This is a genomic window from Microbacterium sp. CSI-V (assembly GCF_001984105.1).
Taxonomy (GTDB): Bacteria; Actinomycetota; Actinomycetes; order Actinomycetales; family Microbacteriaceae; genus Microbacterium.
Map to the genome: position 1 here is coordinate 549,110 of NZ_MTQM01000007.1, position 17,149 is coordinate 566,258.

The 17,149-nt window shown below is 69.9% G+C and carries 20 protein-coding genes; 6 read left to right on the plus strand and 14 right to left on the minus strand.

Annotation, left to right across the window (positions count from 1 at the left end; genetic code table 11):
* Positions 1-6 precede the first annotated feature (6 nt).
* Genes CSIV_RS06615 through CSIV_RS06630 form a run of 4 tightly spaced genes read left to right on the plus strand, consistent with a single transcriptional unit; the run spans position 7 to position 3,536 of the window.
* Entirely contained in the window at positions 7-987 is a 981-nt protein-coding gene (locus CSIV_RS06615) for a branched-chain amino acid ABC transporter permease (RefSeq protein WP_077050591.1), read from the plus strand.
* Positions 980-1,912 carry an ABC transporter ATP-binding protein gene (locus CSIV_RS06620; protein ID WP_077050592.1) on the plus strand — a complete coding sequence of 311 codons (933 nt, stop codon included), beginning with the start codon at positions 980-982 and terminating at the stop codon, positions 1,910-1,912. Before CSIV_RS06615 ends, CSIV_RS06620 begins: the two co-directional genes overlap by 8 nt.
* Entirely contained in the window at positions 1,912-2,694 is a 783-nt protein-coding gene (locus tag CSIV_RS06625) for an ABC transporter ATP-binding protein (protein ID WP_077050593.1), read from the plus strand. Before CSIV_RS06620 ends, CSIV_RS06625 begins: the two co-directional genes overlap by 1 nt.
* A gap of 35 nt (positions 2,695-2,729) precedes the next feature.
* A complete protein-coding gene (locus CSIV_RS06630; protein WP_139340621.1) occupies positions 2,730-3,536 on the plus strand; it encodes a hypothetical protein in 807 nt (268 codons plus the stop codon).
* Between the two features lie 139 nt (positions 3,537-3,675).
* On the opposite strand, the gene CSIV_RS06635 is transcribed toward CSIV_RS06630, so the two are convergent.
* The 3 genes from CSIV_RS06635 to groES all read right to left on the minus strand — a co-directional run bounded on the left by CSIV_RS06635 (position 3,676) and on the right by groES (position 6,445).
* The gene (locus tag CSIV_RS06635; RefSeq protein ID WP_077050595.1) at positions 3,676-4,956 is read right to left on the minus strand and encodes an ABC transporter substrate-binding protein; all 1,281 of its coding nucleotides are present in this window, start codon (positions 4,954-4,956) and stop codon (positions 3,676-3,678) included.
* Between the two features lie 138 nt (positions 4,957-5,094).
* Positions 5,095-6,033, minus strand: coding sequence for an EamA family transporter RarD (rarD, locus tag CSIV_RS06640; RefSeq protein ID WP_077050596.1), 939 nt, complete (start codon positions 6,031-6,033; stop codon positions 5,095-5,097).
* Between the two features lie 115 nt (positions 6,034-6,148).
* Complete coding sequence (gene groES, locus CSIV_RS06645) at positions 6,149-6,445, minus strand: co-chaperone GroES (RefSeq protein WP_076491199.1); 297 nt, start codon at positions 6,443-6,445, stop codon at positions 6,149-6,151.
* A gap of 131 nt (positions 6,446-6,576) precedes the next feature.
* Here groES and CSIV_RS06650 point away from each other — a divergent pair, with 131 nt between their 5' ends.
* A complete protein-coding gene (locus CSIV_RS06650; protein WP_077050597.1) occupies positions 6,577-7,767 on the plus strand; it encodes a class I SAM-dependent methyltransferase in 1,191 nt (396 codons plus the stop codon).
* A gap of 12 nt (positions 7,768-7,779) precedes the next feature.
* Here the strand turns inward: CSIV_RS06650 and CSIV_RS06655 are convergent, their stop codons facing one another.
* From CSIV_RS06655 to tsaB, 4 genes are read right to left on the minus strand one after another with little or no spacing between them, the layout of a single operon-like run.
* Entirely contained in the window at positions 7,780-8,202 is a 423-nt protein-coding gene (locus tag CSIV_RS06655) for a hypothetical protein (protein ID WP_077050598.1), read from the minus strand.
* The gene (tsaD, locus tag CSIV_RS06660; protein ID WP_077050660.1) at positions 8,199-9,302 is read right to left on the minus strand and encodes a tRNA (adenosine(37)-N6)-threonylcarbamoyltransferase complex transferase subunit TsaD; all 1,104 of its coding nucleotides are present in this window, start codon (positions 9,300-9,302) and stop codon (positions 8,199-8,201) included. The genes CSIV_RS06655 and tsaD overlap by 4 nt, the downstream gene beginning before the upstream one ends.
* Complete coding sequence (gene rimI, locus CSIV_RS06665; RefSeq protein WP_202401054.1) at positions 9,302-9,763, minus strand: ribosomal protein S18-alanine N-acetyltransferase; 462 nt, start codon at positions 9,761-9,763, stop codon at positions 9,302-9,304. Before rimI ends, tsaD begins: the two co-directional genes overlap by 1 nt.
* A gap of 38 nt (positions 9,764-9,801) precedes the next feature.
* Positions 9,802-10,437, minus strand: a complete 636-nt coding sequence (tsaB, locus tag CSIV_RS06670; protein ID WP_077050600.1) for a tRNA (adenosine(37)-N6)-threonylcarbamoyltransferase complex dimerization subunit type 1 TsaB — start codon at positions 10,435-10,437, stop codon at positions 9,802-9,804.
* Positions 10,438-10,555: 118 nt separating this feature from the next.
* Between tsaB and CSIV_RS06675 the strand changes: the two genes are divergently transcribed.
* Complete coding sequence (locus tag CSIV_RS06675) at positions 10,556-11,473, plus strand: alpha/beta fold hydrolase (RefSeq protein ID WP_077050601.1); 918 nt, start codon at positions 10,556-10,558, stop codon at positions 11,471-11,473.
* A 1-nt stretch (position 11,474) separates the two neighbouring features.
* Here CSIV_RS06675 and tsaE read toward each other — a convergent pair whose 3' ends face one another.
* The 7 genes from tsaE to CSIV_RS18330 form a co-directional block, all read right to left on the minus strand.
* A complete protein-coding gene (gene tsaE / locus CSIV_RS06680) occupies positions 11,475-11,978 on the minus strand; it encodes a tRNA (adenosine(37)-N6)-threonylcarbamoyltransferase complex ATPase subunit type 1 TsaE (RefSeq protein ID WP_077050602.1) in 504 nt (167 codons plus the stop codon).
* Positions 11,975-13,096, minus strand: coding sequence for an alanine racemase (gene alr / locus CSIV_RS06685; protein WP_077050603.1), 1,122 nt, complete (start codon positions 13,094-13,096; stop codon positions 11,975-11,977). Before alr ends, tsaE begins: the two co-directional genes overlap by 4 nt.
* Positions 13,093-13,497: a holo-ACP synthase gene (locus CSIV_RS06690; RefSeq protein WP_077050604.1), complete on the minus strand. Its 405-nt coding sequence runs from the start codon at positions 13,495-13,497 to the stop codon at positions 13,093-13,095. The genes alr and CSIV_RS06690 overlap by 4 nt, the downstream gene beginning before the upstream one ends.
* A gap of 74 nt (positions 13,498-13,571) precedes the next feature.
* Positions 13,572-14,066, minus strand: coding sequence for a hypothetical protein (locus tag CSIV_RS06695; protein ID WP_077050605.1), 495 nt, complete (start codon positions 14,064-14,066; stop codon positions 13,572-13,574).
* Between the two features lie 39 nt (positions 14,067-14,105).
* Positions 14,106-14,591 (minus strand): hypothetical protein, encoded by a 486-nt coding sequence (locus CSIV_RS06700; RefSeq protein WP_139340622.1) that lies wholly within the window; start codon positions 14,589-14,591, stop codon positions 14,106-14,108.
* A 51-nt stretch (positions 14,592-14,642) separates the two neighbouring features.
* The gene (locus CSIV_RS06705) at positions 14,643-15,128 is read right to left on the minus strand and encodes a hypothetical protein (protein ID WP_077050607.1); all 486 of its coding nucleotides are present in this window, start codon (positions 15,126-15,128) and stop codon (positions 14,643-14,645) included.
* A gap of 55 nt (positions 15,129-15,183) precedes the next feature.
* Positions 15,184-17,149: hypothetical protein (locus CSIV_RS18330; protein WP_202969669.1), on the minus strand; the 1,966-nt coding region annotated here is incomplete at its 5' end.

The following is a 17,149-nucleotide window of genomic DNA, read 5'->3' on the forward strand; positions in this document are numbered from 1 at the left end:
AACGACATGGACTGGCTCTCAATCTTCAACAACGCCGCCGGCGAGCTCATCAGCCCGACGACGGCCGCCTACGCCCTCGCGGCGATCGGCCTCAGCGTCCACTTCGGCTACGCGGGTCTGCTGAACTTCGGTCAGGCCGGCTTCATGGCCGTCGGCGCCTACGCCTTCGCCATCGCCACGCTGTCGTTCTCGGCCCCCGTGTGGCTGGCGATCCTCGTCGCGATCGTCGCCTCGGTGCTGTTCGCCTTCATCCTCGGCATCCCCACCCTGCGGCTGCGCGCCGACTACCTCGCCATCGTGACCATCGCGGCGGCCGAGATCGTCCGGTACGTGGTCTCGACGGTCGGGCTCACCGACATCACCGGCGGTTCGCAGGGCCTCAACGGGTACAACCGCGAGTTCCAGAACATGAACCCGCTCCCCGGCGGCACCTACGGCATCGGGCCGTGGACCTACTCCGCCAACGACTGGTGGGTGCGCCTGTTCGGCTGGGGGCTCGTGATCCTCGCCACTCTGCTGGTGTGGCTCCTGATGCGCAGCCCGTGGGGCCGCGTCGTCAAGGGCATCCGCGAAGACGAGGATGCCGTGCGCAGCCTCGGCAAGAACGTCTACTCCTACAAGATGCAGGCGCTCGTGCTCGGCGGCGTGATGGGCGGTCTCGCCGGCGTGGTCTTCATCCTCCCGCGCGCTGTGCAGCCCGGTAACTACGGAACCGCGCTGACGTTCTTCATCTGGACCGCGCTGCTGCTCGGCGGCGCCGCGACCCTCCTCGGACCCATCGTGGGCGCCGCGCTCTTCTGGGTGCTGCTGTCGCTGTCCAACGGCATCATCGTCGGGCTCCGCGACATCGGCGTCCTCGGCTTCATGAGCTCGACCCAGACCGGGCAGGTGCGCTTCATCATCGTCGGGATCGGGCTGATGCTCCTGGTCATCTTCCGGCCACAGGGCATCTTCGGCAACAAGAAGGAGCTGTCGTTCAATGTCTGACACGACCGTCACCCACCCCCTGGTGAAGGGCGAGGTCGGCCCCGGCTGCGAGAAGGTCGACCCGATCGTCGTCGCCGACGGAGTCACGCGGCAGTTCGGCGGGCTGAAGGCCGTCGACGTCGAGCACCTCGAGATCCCCCGCGGGCAGATCACCGCCCTCATTGGCCCGAACGGCGCCGGAAAGACCACGCTGTTCAACCTGCTCACCGGGTTCGACAAGCCCAACACCGGCCGCTGGAGCTTCGAGGGGTCCAACCTCGCCGGGGTGCCCGCGTTCAAGGTGTCGCGCAAGGGCATGGTCCGCACGTTCCAGCTGACCAAATCGCTCGGTCGACTCTCCGTGCTGCAGAACATGCTGCTCGGCGCACGCGGGCAGAAGGGCGAGAACATCTTCCGGGCCATGATCCCCGGGATCTGGAGCTCGCAGGAGAAGTCGAACACCGAACGCGCTGACGACCTGCTGCGCCGGTTCAAGCTGGATGCCAAGCGCGAGGACTTCGCCGCGTCGCTCTCCGGCGGCCAGCGCAAGCTCCTCGAGATGGCGCGCGCGCTCATGAGCGACCCGACGCTCGTCATGCTCGACGAGCCGATGGCCGGCGTGAATCCGGCGCTCACGCAGAGCCTGCTCGGCCACATCCTCGACCTGAAGAAGGAAGGCATGACGGTGCTCTTCGTCGAGCACGACATGCACATGGTCCGCCACATCTCGGACTGGGTCGTCGTCATGGCCGAGGGCCGCGTGGTCGCCGAGGGCCCGCCCGAGACGGTGATGAGCGACCAGGCGGTCATCGATGCCTATCTCGGCGCGCACCACGACACCGACCTGGGCGACATGACCACGTCGCAGATGGAGACCATCCAGGCCGAGGCCGCCGCCGAAGCCGAAGCCGACCTCGTCGCCGACGAGAAGGACGGGAAGCTCTGATGACCGACACCGCAACCGCAACCCGCACCGCGGTGCTGCGTACCGACGACCTCGTCGCCGGCTACCTGCCCGGTGTGAACATCCTCAACGGGTGCACCGTCGATGCCTACCAGGGCGACCTGATCGGCATCATCGGCCCGAACGGCGCCGGCAAGTCGACCCTGCTGAAGGCCATCTTCGGCCAGGTCAAGATCCGCGGCGGTGCCGTCCTGCTCAACGGCGAGGACATCACCGCGCTCAAGGCCGACAAGCTCGTCGGCAAGGGCGTCGGCATGGTCCCGCAGAACAACAACGTGTTCCCGAGCCTGTCGATCGAGGAAAACCTGCAGATGGGGCTCTTCCAGCGCCCCAAGGTCTTCGCCGAGCGCTTCGAGTTCGTCACGGGCCTGTTCCCCGAGCTCGCCAAGCGCCGCCGTCAGCGCGCCGGCTCGCTCTCAGGCGGTGAGCGGCAGATGGTCGCGATGGGTCGCGCGCTCATGATGAACCCGTCGGTCCTGCTCCTCGACGAGCCCTCGGCCGGCCTCTCCCCCGTTCGCCAGGACGAGACGTTCCTCCGGGTCGCCGAGATCAACCGCGCCGGCGTGACGATCATCATGGTCGAGCAGAACGCCCGCCGCTGCTTGCAGATCTGCCACCGGGCGTACGTGCTCGACCAGGGCAAGGACGCGTACACGGGCACCGGGCGCGAGCTGCTCACCGACCCCCGCGTCATCGAGCTGTACCTCGGCACGCTGGCCGCCGACGAGGACGCCAAGCGCGACGCACGGGAGACCGAAGCCTGATCCGCGCGCGTCCCGTGGGGGCGACGCTCACCCTGGTGGGCGTCGCCCTCGCGGGATGCTCCGCGGCTCCTCCCCCCGGCATCCCGACGGGCCTGACGGTCGCGGTCATCCAGCAACGCGGCGACATCGCGCCGGGCCGGGTGCAGCTCCGGGTCGACAACGGTTCGGATGAGACGGTGACGATCGCAGCCGCCACACTGGCGGCGCCGGCGCTGGCTTCCCCGGCCGCGTGGGATGCCCTCCGCGCGGAGACGCTCGCGCCCGGCCGCATCCTGGACCTTCCGGTGACCCTTCCCGCCCTGCGCTGCGGGTCGGGCGACGGGGCGGCCCGCGTGACCCTCGAGACGACGATCGGCGGCATCTCGGGTACGTCCGAGGTCGACGCCGACGATCCGCTCGGCATCCTCGCCCGCCTGAGCGCGACACAGTGCGACCGCGACGATCTCGCGGCCGTGGCGGAGGTCGCGGCCACGGCCGCTTCGCCCCGCGGAGACGGGACGGCCGACCTGACGATCTCGATCACGCCGACGGGCGGAGACGGCGCGCCGATCGAGCTCGAGGCGCTGCGGGGCACCCCGCTGCTGCATTTCGCCGGAGGGGAGGAAGCGGGGCTCGACACGACCGTCTCCCCCGGCGATGCCCCCTCGACGCTGACGGTGGCCGTGACGCCGCGCCGGTGCGACCCGCACGCGATCGCGGAAGACAAGGTCGGAACGCTCTTCGACCTCGTCGCCCGCGTCGACGGCCGCGAGGTGGTGGTCTCGCTGCCGCGCCCGCAGGCGGTGGCCGACGACCTGCTCGCCTTCACCGCCGCCGCCTGCGGCCTGGCGCCCGCGGCCTGACCGCCGCGCGTGCCGCGTGAGGGGTCAATATCTGTCGCCTGAGAGCATTTGAAGCGACAGATATTGACCCCTCGCGCGCGGGACGCAGACAGAAGGGCCCGGATGCCGTGGCATCCGGGCCCTCCCTGATCGGATCAGATCACTCGTTGAGCGAACCGAACTCCGTGTTCAGCAGGGTGTACTTGTTGTCGGCACCGTACTGGTAGATGCCGATGTACGCCTCGGTCGGGTCACCGTTCGCGTCGAACGTGATCGGGCCCGAGACACCGTCGTAGTCGATGTCCTTGCCGTCGTTGATCAGCGTCAGGCAGTCCGCGAAGGTCGTGCACTTCTCGCCGCCCTCGGTGACCGACTGCAGGTTGTCACGGATCGCCGTGCCCGAGTCGTCCTTGGCCTGCGCCGCAGCCAGGGCCGCGACGATGACCGCGTCGTACGACTCCGGCGCGTAGCTGAAGTCGGTGAGCGCCGGGTCGACCTCGAGAAGACGGCTCTGGAAGGCGGTGTCGGCCGGGTTGCCGGGCAGCGTTCCCTTGGCGCCCTGCAGCGTGCCGGGCTGGAACTCGTACGAGTTGGACAGGTTGCCGTCGACGAAGTACACCTTCGACCCCGGGAAGCCCTGCGTGTTCACCAGCTGCGGGATGATCGAGGAGGTCTCCTCGAACGCGATGACCGCGATGGCGTCGGGCTTGGCGGCCAGGAGCTGGTCGACCTGCGACGTGAACACCGTGTCGCCCGGGTTGTAGGGAACCGCGACCGAGACCTCGCCGCCGGCAGCCTCGACGGCCTTGGTGGCGTTGTCCTTCAGGCCGGTGCCGTACGGGTCGTTGATGTAGATGATGCCGACGTTGGCAGCACCGTCACCGGTCATGAGGTTACCGAGCACGCGACCCTGGAGGACGTCCGAGGGGGCGGTACGCCAGTAGTACCCGTCGTCGGCGTACGTCGTGAAGTCGGGCGACGTGTTGGCCGGCGAGATCTGGACGATGCCCGCGTTGACCAGCTGGTCGACGAACGTGAACGACACACCCGAGGACGCGGCACCGATGACGACGTCGGCTCCGGCGCTGACGAGCTCCGTCGCCGACTGCGTGGCGATGTCGGTCGTCGTGTCACCCGAGTCGCGCTCGGTGAGCGTGGTCTTGAACGGGAACGCGTCGCCCGTGGCCTCGATGTCCTTGATCGCGAGCTTCACGCCGGCGACCTCGGGCGGGCCGAGGAAGGCGAGGTTACCGGTGGCGGGCAGGATCGTGCCGACGCTGAACGTGCCGTCGGCCTTGGACACGGCGCCTCCGCTGGACGATGCGCTGGGGGCGGCGGCGTCGCCGCCACCGGCGCAACCGGCGAGGACGAGCGCGCTGGCACCGACCAGAGCGAGACCGCCCAGGACCTTGCCGGCACGCGAACGCGTGAAGACGCTCATAGTGCTCCTTGCTGTGGATGAACGTTGGACGGCACAGGGGTGCCGTCTGGTGTCCTAAACCTAATCGTCTCCACGTTTTCGTCGTGTTGCCGTTCGTTAACGATGTGCGTCGCCGAGGTCACGGCGTCATAACGCCCTCTAGACGGGTTCGCTGACATCCGATATTGCGGTCCGGCGCCGACGCGCCGCCACGAGCGAGTCGATGCTGAGAATCGTCAGCGCGACCCAGACCAGCCCGAATCCGATCCACCGCTCGAGCGTCATCGGCTCGTGCAGCACCCACACGCCGATCCCGAACTGGATGATCGGCGCGACGAATTGGATGAGACCCATGACCGTCAGCGGCGCCCGGCGAGCGCCGGCCGCGAACAGCAGCAACGGAATCGCGGTGATCGCTCCCGCCGATGCCAGCAGGGCCGTGTGCAGTGGGCCGTTCGCGCCCATGGTGAGCCCGCTCGTCACGGCCACGAGGATCAGCTGCACGACGGCGACCGGGAGCAGCCAGAAGGATTCGAGGGTCAGACCGCTGACGGCATCCACCGACGGGCCGATCTGCTTCTTGACCAGTCCGTAGACGCCGAACGACAGCGCCAGCGTCAGGGCGATCCAGGGGAATGCCCCGTAACCGACGACGATCACCATCACCGCGGCCACCGACAGCCCGATCGCGATCCACTGGACCGGACGCAGCCGCTCGCGGAGCACCGTGACCCCGAGCAGCACCGTGACGATGGGGTTGATGAAGTAGCCGAGGCTCGTCTCGATCACCCGGTCGTTCAGGGCGCCGTAGACGTAGGTCTGCCAGTTGACGTAGATGAGGGCGCCCGCCAGCGCCGTCAGGCCGAGGAGGCGGGGCTGCCGGACGATCGCGAGGAAGGGGCGCCACGCGCGCAGGACCGTCAGCAGGATCAGGCAGAACAAGAACGACAGCAGGATGCGCCACGCGACCAGCTCCCACGGACCGGTCGGCTCGAGCTGCAGGAAGTACAGCGGCAGCACGCCCCACAGCAGATAGGCGGCGAAGGCGAAGAGGCCGCCGCGGACGGATCCCGAGGCGGGCGGCGAAGCGGGGGTCACTGCCTCAGCCTAGGCGCGGGCGCCGACGCGGATCTGCCGGACACCGCGCATTCCGCGCCAAAAGCAGAACCCCGGATGCCGAGGCATCCGGGGTTCTACGGAAATCGCAGAGCGATCAGCGCACGACCACCGCGAGGACGTCGCGAGCCGAGAGCACCAGGTACTCGTCGGCGCCGAACTTGACCTCGGTCCCGCCGTACTTGCTGTAGAGCACGCGGTCGCCGACGGTGACGTCGAGGGGGACACGGTTGCCGTTGTCGTCGATACGGCCGGGTCCGACGGCGACGACCTCGCCCTCCTGCGGCTTCTCCTTGGCGGTGTCGGGGATGACGAGACCACTCGCGGTGGTCTGCTCAGCCTCGACCTGCTTGATGACGATGCGGTCCTCGAGCGGCTTGATGGAAACCGACACGGTCTACCTCTTCTTTCTCGTTACAGAAGACTTGTCAGCACTCACGCGGGGAGAGTGCTAATCCGAGTGTAGAGAAGCGTTGGCACTCACGCAACGCGAGTGCCAACAGAATCGACACCTAGGCTGGGCCGGTGGAGATCGCCGAGCTCACCGCCTTGCTCACCGCCGAGGGCCTGTCCCTGCTCGACGAGCTGGGTCCGCTCACGACGACCGACGAAGCCGCGCGCGCGGTGTCGCGACTGCGGGCCGCCGGCCACTCCCCCGATCTCGTAGCCGCCGTGGTGGGCCAGGCCCGTCTGCGCGTGAAGGCCGCCGCGAAGTTCGGTCCGTTCGCCGACCGCATGCTCTTCACCCGGGCGGGACTGGAACAGGCGACGCGGCTGTCCATCGCCGCCCGCCATGCGGGGCGGTTCCGCGCGGCCGGCGTCTCGTCGGTGGCCGACCTCGGCTGCGGGATCGGCGGAGACGCCCTCGGCCTCGCGGGGCTCGGCATCCGCGTCGAAGCGGTCGACGCCGACGAGGTCACGGCCGCGATCGCCGCGTACAACCTCGCGCCCTTCGGCGACGCCGTGACCGTGGCGCACGGGCGCGCGGAAGACGCCGACCTCGGCGGAGTGGATGCCGTGTGGCTCGACCCCGCGCGACGCACCGCCGGGCACGGCGAGACGCGGCGCGTGTCGGCCGACCAGTGGTCGCCGTCACTGGACTGGGTGTTCGGGCTGCTGCAGGCGCGACCCGGCGGGGTGAAGCTCGGGCCGGCGTTCGACCGCGAACTGATCCCTGACGACGTCGAGGCGCAGTGGATCAGCGCCGACGGCTCGACGATCGAACTCGTCCTCTGGTCGGGACGTCTCGCTCGCGAGGGTGTGCGCCGCGCCGCGCTCGTCGTGCGAGGCGACGACGTGTGGGAGTTGACGGCTCCCGCCGACGCGCCCGACGTCGAGCCGCGCGAACTCGGCGCCTTCGTACACGAGCCCGACGGCGCCGTCATCCGCGCGCGACTCATCGGCGAGGTCGCCCGCTCCCTGGATGCCGGGATGCTGGCGCCGGGCATCGCCTACCTGACCTCCGACGCGGCGCTCACGAGCCCGTTCGTCTCGTCGTTCCGCGTCCGCGAGGAGCTCCCGGCGGACACGAAGAAGCTCGCGCGGGCGCTGCGGGAGCGCAACATCGGCACCCTCGAGATCAAGAAGCGCGGGGTCGACGTCGACCCCGCCGTGCTGCGGCCCCGCCTGTCGCTGCGGGGCGACGAGTCGGCGACGCTGCTCATGACGCGCGTCGCGGGGCGCCGCGTCGCGCTCCTCGCCGACCGCGTGGGCTGATGGGCCCGGAGATCAGACCGTCGAGAGCTGCGGCAGCGCCCAGATCAGCCAGCCGCCGCTGAAGATCACCGACAGCACGGCGAGCGCGAGCGCCCAGATCGCGACGCGGCGACTGTCGTGCGCGCGGCGCAGCGAGATGATCGACATGACGATCGCGACGACGCCGAGGGGCAGCAGAACGCCGGCGAACAGCGACGCGACGAGAGCGGCGATCGCGACGGCCAGGGCCCACGGCGCGACGGACGGTGGCGCGACCGGGGCCGGCGGACTCCAGGGCACGACGTGCTCGCCGAACGCGGCGCGCTCGAGCTGCGCCGTGGGCAGCCGGTGGTCGTCGAAGGCGTCGCCCGCGGCGATCTGCTCGGCCGCGGTGGGGGCTCCCTCCGCCTCGGCCGCCTTGAGCGCGCGCCGGCTCGGCGGCTGCGTCTCGCTCACGAGGCCGCCCGTGCGGTCAGGGGCGCCGGGGCCGTGGCATCCGGATCCTCCGCCACCTGGATCTCGGTCACCGGAAGCGTCGAATCGGCTCCGAAGGCGAGGGTCGACGGGCGGCGTCCCGAGGTGATGAGTTCGGCGGCGAGCGCGGCGATCATGGCGCCGTTGTCGGTGCAGAGCCGCAGCGGCGGGATGCGCACCGAGACGCCGGCGGCGGCGGCGCGCTCGAGGGCGACATCGCGCAGACGCTTGTTGGCGATCACTCCCCCGCCGAGGAGCAGGCGCGGCACCCCGTAGCGCTCGCACGCGTCGAGGGCCTTGGTGACGAGCACATCGACGACGGCCTCGCGGAACGACGCCGCGACGTCGGCGACCGGCACCGGCTGCCCCGCCGCTTCGTGCTGCTCGACCCACCGGGCCACGGCGGTCTTCAGGCCCGAGAACGAGAAGTCGTAGCGGTGGGATGCCATGTCGGAAGCGCGCGAGAGCCCGCGGGGGAAGCGGATCGCGGTCGGATCACCCGAAGCCGCGGCACGATCGATCTCGGGGCCGCCCGGGTACGGCAGCTTCAGCAGGCGCGCGACCTTGTCGAAGGCCTCGCCGGCCGCGTCATCCATCGTCTCGCCGAGCAGCTCGACGTCGCTGGTGAGATCGCGGACGAGGAGCAGGGACGTGTGCCCGCCGCTCACGAGCAGCGCGACGGTGGGGTACTCCAGCTCGCCGGCGTCGGCGTCGAGGATGTCGGCGGCGATGTGACCGACGAGGTGGTTGACGGCGTAAAGCGGCTTGTCGAGGGCGACCGCGAGGCCCTTGGCCGCACCGACGCCGACCATCAGGGCACCGGCGAGTCCGGGGCCGCTCGTGACGGCGACGGCGTCGATCTCGTCGAGCGTCACGCCCGCCTCGGCGAGCGCCGCGTCGATCGACGGCTGCAGGGCCTCGAGGTGCGCGCGGGCGGCGACCTCGGGCACGACACCGCCGTAGCGGGCGTGCTCGTCCATGCTCGAGGCGATCGTGTTGCTCAGCAGCTGCCGACCCCGGACGATGCCGATCCCGGTCTCATCGCAACTGGTCTCGATGCCGAGCACGAGGGGCGCGTCCATCAGCACCATCCCTTTCCGGTCGTCGCCGCATCGTCGGGCGTGCGGCGGGCCGCCCACGCGCGCAGGTCGAGCTGCATCACGATCGCGTCGACGTCGTCGGGCTGGTAGTACCGCGGGCGCCGCCCGACCTCGGCGAACCCTTCCGAGGCGTACAGGGTCTGGGCGACGGGGTTGTCGGCGCGCACCTCGAGGAACACGTCGTGCACGCCGCGCCGCTCGGCTTCTTCGAGGAGTTCGGCCAGCAGCGCACGCCCGCGGCCGCGGCCGCGCGCGGTCTCGGCGATCGTGATCGTCTGGATGTCGGCATCCTTCGCCCCGCGGACGGCGCGGAGCCCGGCGTAGCCGACGAGCCGACCGGCCTCTTCGACGACGACGTACCAGCCGTGCGGAGACGCAAGCTCTTCGCGCATCATCGCCGGGCTCCACGCGTCGGTCGGGAAGGACGCGTGCTCGAGCGCCATGATGGCGTCGAGATCGTCGAGCGCCGCCGCGCGCGTGCTCACGCGCTCACCCGCTTCGGGGCGTGGGCGGCGACGACATCGGGGCTGCGCAGATACAGCGGCTCGGGGCCGGCGAGGGCGCGGCCGGCGTCCAGCGCGCGCGCCCCGACGAGCGCGATCATCGCGGCCGAAACGCTCGTCGCGTCGTGACGCACGGCTCCGGCCTCGGCGAGGCGGGCGTCGAGGTCGTCGCGGGGGCTGAGCGTGGCATCCATGATCCGGATCGGGAGTCCGTCGTCGTCGACGCCGTCGTAGACGCTGTACGCGAACTCCTTGCGGCGGGCGTCGGTGACGACGGCGAAGCGGGGGGTGTCGGTGCCCGTGAGGGCGTCGGCGAGCAGGATGCCAAGGGCGACGCCGTCGTGACTCGGCACGGGGACGACCGGGATGCCACGCCCGAGAGCGAACGCGCGCGCGGTCGCGATGCCGACGCGCAGCCCCGTGAACGGCCCCGGGCCCATGCCGATCGCGACGTGCGTGGGGGTCGGCACGGCCTGCGAAGCTCGGCGCAGCAGGTCGCCGATCACTTCGGCATGCCCGAGAGCGTTGGCGCTCTGCTCGTCGGCGAGCACTTCCCCGTCGTGCGCGATCGCCGCCACCGCGGTGCCGAGGGAGGTGTCGATGCCGATGATCACCGTTCCAGGGTATCCGGGCCGCCCGACACCGGTGCCCGCGTGTCGGGCGGCCGTAGATCGCAGGAATTGCCGGAGTTCTGCAGGCATCCGGCGAGGCGCTCGGCTCCGAACAAGAGACATGGAAAGACAGTTGCGCCGACTGGTGGTGCCGACGGCCGTGGGACCGGTCGTCGCTCACGCCGGTCGACGCTCCACCGGCACCGTCGCGACGGTGCTGCTGCACGGCGCCGCGGGTTCGTGGAGAACGTGGATACCGCTGCTCAGCGCGGCCGATCGGCTCGGCATTCCCCTCGACGACGTCATCGCGATCGACCTGCCCGGGTGGGGCGAGTCGCCCGGTCCGATGCCCGATCCCGCGGCCGCCGCGGAGGCGGTTGTCGCGGTGGCGCGCGCCCTCGGCTATCCGCGATGGCGCGTCGTCGGGCACTCCCTGGGCGCTGTGGTCGCCCTCGACGTCGCGGCGCGGTTCCCGGCGCAGACCGTCGCCGTCGGGCTCGTCTCCCCCACCGGCGCCGGGGTGCGCGCCGTGGTCGGGCGGCCCGCGACCGGATGGCTGACGCTCCCCGCATTCGGGGGCATGGTCGCGGCGATGGCGATCCTCCGGAGCCTCGGTCCCCTCGCGCGGCCGCTGCTGCACGGGCTGCGCCGCATCGGCGCACTGCGGGTGTTCGCCCGACCGCTGTTCCGGCATCCGGACCGCGTCGACCCGGCCGTCTCCGACGCGCTGGCTGACGAGATCCGCCCGGCCGCCTTCCTCGACGCGGCGCGGGCCGCCCGGACGCACGACGACGAGGCGTGGAAACGGATCACCGCACCGGTGCGCGCCGTCCGCGGACGCCACGACGTCTTCGCCGGGCGCCAGGACGCACGCGACGCGCGTCGCCGAATTCCCGGCTACCGCGAGACCGTGCTCGAGGACAGCGGGCACTTCGCTCACGTGGAGCAGGCGTACGAGACACTCCGCGCACTGCGGGACGTGTGGACCGCCGAGCCTGACCGCCGCTCGCCCTCGAAGCGCGACCGGCAGCCCACCTGAACTACGGCCTCCGCGAGATCGTCACCGTCCGCGGAGCGTCCGCATCCAGGTCGAGGGTGTGCGGGGCGATCTCGCCGCACGCGTTGTCGACACCGCGTCCGCCGGTCTGCCGGGAGATCTCGATCTCCCACCAGTGGTCGGCGAGGTGGTCGGCGACGCCGCGGCCCCATTCCACGATCACGACGGAGTGCTCCACGTCGATGTCGAGGTCGTCGAGCTCGACGGCGGCGCCGAGCCGATAGGCATCCACGTGCACGAGAGGGGCGCCACCGACGAGCGACGGATGCGTCCGCGCGATCACGAACGTCGGGCTCTGAACCGGACCCCGGATGCCAAGCCCCTCACCGATCCCGCGGGTCAGGGTCGTCTTGCCTGCGCCGAGAGGACCGGTGAGCACGACCACGTCGCCGGGCTCGAGGGCCCGGCCGAGCGCGCGCCCGAGCTCCTCCATGTCGGCGGGGCCGGCGACCTGGCGCTCGCCCCGCAGCTCGTCAGGAACGCTCACGCCCCGACCTCCCGTCGCGGCACGCGCGCGCCGATGCGCGTCACGATCTCGTAGTCGATGGTGTCGGCGGCATCCGCCCAGTCCTTCGCCGACGGCACGCCGAGCGTGGGGTCGCCGAACAGCACCGCCTCGTCACCGACGGCGACGGGGTGGTCGCCGACATCGACGACGAACTGGTCCATGGCGATGCGGCCCGCGACCGTGAAGCGCCGGCCGTTGATCGTCACGGGGCCCCGATCCGACGCCTGGCGCGGCACGCCGTCCGCGTACCCGAGGGGGACGAGCGCCAGCGTCGTGTCGGTCTCCGTGCGGTACGCGTAGCCGTACGAGACACCGGTGCCGGCGGGCACGCGGCGGACCGCGGCGACCGCACCGCGCAGCGTCATCGCGGGACGAAGGCCCAGATCCGCCGAGGACCGGTCGTGGAACGGCGAGATGCCGTAGATGCCGATGCCGATGCGCACCGCGTTCAGCCGCGCCGCGGGCAGGGCGATCGCGGCGTGCGTCGCCGCGATGTGCCGCAACGGCGGGTTCAGCCCGGCGGCCGCCGCGAGCACGACGCCCTCCTCGAACTTCGCCAGCGCGGCCAGGTCATCGGCCTCGCTCGTGTTCGACAGGTGAGAGAAGAGCCCGACGACGCGAAGGCGCCCGATGCGCTCGAGGCGCGCGGCCTCGGAGAACACCACGCGCCAATCCGCGGGCGCGATGCCGTTGCGCGACAGACCCGTCTCGATCTTCAGGTGCACGGCCGCGGGCCGATCGCCCTGCGCCGCGTCGCCCGCGCGCAGCAGCTGGTCGATGTCGGAGATGCCGAGCTCGATGTCCTCACGGACGGCTTGGGCGAACGACGCTCCGGGGGCGTGCAGCCACGCGAAGAGGGGCGCGCGGATACCCCGGCGCCGCAGGGCAAGCGCTTCGTCGATGTCGGAGACGCCGATGCGCGTCGCGCCGCCGCGGAGCGCCGCGACGGCGGCGCGATGGGCACCGTGCCCGTACCCCTCGGCCTTGACGACCGCGATGACCTCGACGCCGGTCAGGCGACGCAGGTGCCGCACGTTCTCGGCGATCGCGTCGACGTCGATCAGCGCTTCGCGCAGGACTCCGGATGCCATCCTCATGCGACGCCCTCCCGGGTCGGTTCAGCGGGCCCGGCCTCGGACGCGGAGGGGCCCGCCTCGGCGATGACGTACGCGGTGGCGAGCGCCGCGTCGTGCGACATCGACAGGTGCAGTGCGGTGATTCCGCGCGCGGACACCGTCGCCGCGGTCTCGCCGGTCAGCGTGAACGTCGGGCGACCCGAGGGCTCGGGCGTCACCTCGATGTCGGTCCAGTACACCCCGTCGGACCCGCCGAGCGCCTTGATCAGCGCCTCCTTCGCGGCGTAGCGGGCGGCCAGAGAGCGGGGCTTGAGCAGCCGCTCCGCCGGCGCGAAGAGGCGCTCGAGAAGGCGCGGGGTCCGCGCGAGCTGCTGCTCGAAGCGCGGCACGTCGACCAGGTCGACGCCGATTCCGACGATCATGCGCCCTCCCTCCCTGGCATCCTGTCCATTCTGCCGTGAGGACGGTCGTCGGGCCGCGCGCCGGAGGGGCAGTCTCAGGATGCCGGCTGGGTCCGGTCGAAGCGGGTGATCGACGCCCACTCCCCGAACTCCGGCACCGGCTCCCAATGAGTGGACACGTCGATGTCGCGGTAATCCGCCTCCTCGATCACGTTCGCGACCTTGTCCGACCGGCGCCAGTGCATCGACCCATCCGGGCGATACCGGTAATTCGTGTTCGTCACGCACCCCGACCGGATGTAATACGTCGACTCATCCGGGTAACGGAAATCATAGATCTCCTCCAGGAACATCACGCCGGCATCCGTCTTCCCGAACAGAAACTCAAAACGCACCCGGCACAACTGATCGTAGAAACTCACACTGATGAACCCACCCTGCGGGGTGACCTCCATCGTGTACTCCGGCGCCGCCCCATCCGGAACACCATCCGCATACGCCGCGACGCTGAACCAGTCATCCTTGCCACCTTCGAGGAAACACTGCCTCGCTTGTTCCTCGCCGACCACACCGCCGATACGCAGACGCATATGGTTCCACGCCCTGCCGTACACGGTCCGCATCCCCCGCTACGCCCCCACCGGCTGAGTCCGGTCGAAGCGGGTGATCGACGCCCACTCCCCGAACTCCGGCACCGGCTCCCAATGAGTGGACACGTCGATGTCGCGGTAATCCGCCTCCTCGATCACGTTCACGACCTTGTCCGACCGATACCAATGCATCGACCCATCCGGCCGATACCGATAATTCGTCGTCAACACACTCCCCGACCGCGTGTAATACGTCGACTCATCCGGGTAACGGAAATCATAGATCTCCTCAAGGAACATCACGCCCGCATCCGTCTTCCCGAACAGAAACTTAAGTCTTATACGACATAATTGATCGTGAAAACTCACACTGATGAAGTTCAGCCACGGATTTATCTCCATCGTGTACTCCGGCGGCGCGCCATCAGGAACACCATCCGCGTACGCCGCTACACCAAACCATTCTCGCTCGCCCCCCTCGGCGTATCGCCGCCGGGCCTCCTCAGCATCAATCGGAAGACCCATGACGCGATCCTCGTCATCCCAGAGGCGCCCGTAAACAAGCCGCATCCCCCGCTACGCCCCCACCGGCTGGGTCCGGTCGAAGCGGGTGATCGACGCCCACTCCCCGAACTCCGGCACCGGCTCCCAATGAGTGGACACGTCGATGTCGCGGTAATCCGCCTCCTCGATCACGTTCGCGACCTTGTCCGACCGGCGCCAGCGCATCGACCCATCCGGACGATACCGGTAATTCGTGTTCGTCACGCACCCCGACCGGGTGTAATACGTCGTCTCATCCGGGTAACGGAAATCGTAGATCTCCGTTAGGAACATCATTCCATTTTCATGCTTCAGAAAAAGGAATTTGAAACGGATACGACAGAGCTGATCATGGAAGCTTACGCTGATGAAGTTTCGCCCTGGGTTGATTTCCATGGAGTATTCGGGCGCCGCCCCATCGGGAACGCCCTCTGCATATGCCGCGACCCCGAACCACTCCTCCTCGTTCCCTTCATCGAACCGGCGGCGCGCCTCACCCTCCGTGATGACACCCCCCATGACACGTGAGCGACTGTTCCAGGCCCTTCCGTAAACGGTCCTCAATGTCGTTCTCCTACTCATAAGTGCGTCCGCGCACGTCTCGAATTATCACTGGAGGATCGAAGGTTCTGCAGTAGGCGACCAAGGACTGAGGCACGTCCGAGTGTTGAATCGGCACCTCGAGGATCGGGTCCCCGTCCAGCAGCCGCCCATCCGCGAGCAACGTACCCGGCGAATACTTCCGTTCGATCTCCGCGATGTACCGCTTCGCGGTCTCCTCCGATATCTCGCTCAGCTGGGTGTACTTGCGCGACACGATATCTTCACCCTCTATGTACGAGTCGAGTCGCTTCCCGTCCGCCGTGAGCACCTCGTTCTCAGGGTATCGGGGGCGCTGTTCGTAGTCGAAGGCGACACCGTTCCACCGCTGCCGCTCCCACGGCAGCAGGTCGTCGCGGTCGAGGATACGTTGCAGCCATTCGGGGGTGTGCTCGAACCGGGGATGCACGGCGGCATCCACGCCCCCGCCGGAATGTGCAGCGCCTTCGGGGTCCGTCCCCGGCGGAACGTCGTCGTGCGGGCCGTGACCCGAGAGGTCGTCCGGGGTCCCGCTGTGGAGATCGTCGCCGGGGCCGGCGCCGATCCCGTCGTCGCCATGGCCCCAGCCTCCGCCGCTCCCGCCATGGCCCCCACCACGCCCGCCCCCCGCGCTGTCGGCAACGGACCCGGGTCCGCCGCCCGAGTCGGCGCCACCGCCCGTCTCGGGCCGCGGAGGCGACTCGTCGACGATCGAGGCGACCGGCCCGGGTCCGGTCTCGCCACGGACCCCACCCGCGGCGACAAGCTCGGGCTCCCGGACCGGGGCAACGGCATCCACCGCTCCGCCCCCGCGAGGCTCGGGCCACGCACCCGGCGGCAGTTCGATGCGCCCCGCAGGCAGAGCACTGGTCGGCGGGAACTCGTAGACGGGGATGCCATTGTCGGTGCGCGCCACCACCGTGTTCATGTCGACGCCCGCGTCCTGCAGCGTCCGCATCGCCGTCTCGGCGTCCGGAAGCGTCAGAGGCGGCGCGACGTGGGACGACACGTCATCGGCCCACGAGGGGCGGAGACGGTCCACGGCCGCCTCGATGACACGCGACATCCCGGACGACAGCTTCCCGACCCCCGCGGCGAGATGCGAGGTCGGGTCGAAGAACTGCCCGGCGCGCGCGGTCCCTCGCACGATCGCCGACCCGACTTCGCCGGTGCGGGCGATCGCCGAGGTCGCGCCCGCCGCCGTCTTCACCCCCGAAACCGCCGCGCCGGCGGGAACGAGGATCGTGCCGACATTGAAGACGGACTCGCCCAGCGCGGTACCGGGATCGTCCTGCCACTTGTCCCATGCGATCAGGGACTTGCCCGTGGTGAGCCACGCCTCGCCCGCAGTCGCGCGGAGCTGCTGCACCTCCGGGGGAAGGAACCGCGCCCCGAACATGCCTGCGACGTCGTCAGCCCACAGGATCGACCTATTCGGTTCCGACTGCAGAGCGAGGCCGACGCCGAGTTGCAGCATCCCACCCCAGGCGGCCCCGTACGCGTCCGGGGAGAAGAACGTCCACGTGGCAGGGTCGAACCCCACGGTCAGCGTCAAGAGCCCGCCGATCGTGCCGCCGAGGCCGCCGACGATGATGCCCTCCCAGAGGAAGTCCTTCACCACGAACCGCACCGTGCCCTCCGCGCAGTCCTCGGTGCGCTCCACCTCCGCGCCCCAGGGCATGTCGGTGCCCTCGGGGATCTCGGAGATCCCGTACCCGAGAGCGTCGTCCTCGGACGTGGCCGCGTGCAGCGGCTGGGCGCCGTACAGGGCGCGGATGCGATTTGCGCAGGCCCGTTCGGCCTCCCACAGCTTCACCTGTTGCGCGTTGACCGCCGCGATCAGCTCGTTGTTGCGGTCGACATGGTCCTGCGACTCGTGCCACTCCTTCGTGACCGTGCGGTACTGCTCCGGCGCCGCAGCGCTCGACGACCCCGTTGTCGACGAGCCCCACGAACCCTGA

Coding starts and splice junctions, on each gene's coding strand:
- CSIV_RS06695 (WP_077050605.1), bottom strand. CDS start 14,066: ATGCGTCTGCGTATCGGCGGTGTGGTCGGCGAGGAACAAGCGAGGCAG.
- CSIV_RS06620 (WP_077050592.1), top strand. CDS start 980: ATGTCTGACACGACCGTCACCCACCCCCTGGTGAAGGGCGAGGTCGGC.
- CSIV_RS06615 (WP_077050591.1), top strand. CDS start 7: ATGGACTGGCTCTCAATCTTCAACAACGCCGCCGGCGAGCTCATCAGC.
- CSIV_RS06675 (WP_077050601.1), top strand. CDS start 10,556: ATGGAAAGACAGTTGCGCCGACTGGTGGTGCCGACGGCCGTGGGACCG.
- tsaD (WP_077050660.1), bottom strand. CDS start 9,302: ATGGACGCGCCCCTCGTGCTCGGCATCGAGACCAGTTGCGATGAGACC.
- rimI (WP_202401054.1), bottom strand. CDS start 9,763: ATGGCGCTCGAGCACGCGTCCTTCCCGACCGACGCGTGGAGCCCGGCG.
- CSIV_RS06690 (WP_077050604.1), bottom strand. CDS start 13,497: ATGATCGTCGGAATCGGCGTCGACCTGGTCGACGTGCCGCGCTTCGAG.
- alr (WP_077050603.1), bottom strand. CDS start 13,096: ATGAGGATGGCATCCGGAGTCCTGCGCGAAGCGCTGATCGACGTCGAC.
- CSIV_RS06625 (WP_077050593.1), top strand. CDS start 1,912: ATGACCGACACCGCAACCGCAACCCGCACCGCGGTGCTGCGTACCGAC.
- CSIV_RS06700 (WP_139340622.1), bottom strand. CDS start 14,591: ATGGGTCTTCCGATTGATGCTGAGGAGGCCCGGCGGCGATACGCCGAG.
- CSIV_RS06635 (WP_077050595.1), bottom strand. CDS start 4,956: ATGAGCGTCTTCACGCGTTCGCGTGCCGGCAAGGTCCTGGGCGGTCTC.
- CSIV_RS06705 (WP_077050607.1), bottom strand. CDS start 15,128: ATGGGGGGTGTCATCACGGAGGGTGAGGCGCGCCGCCGGTTCGATGAA.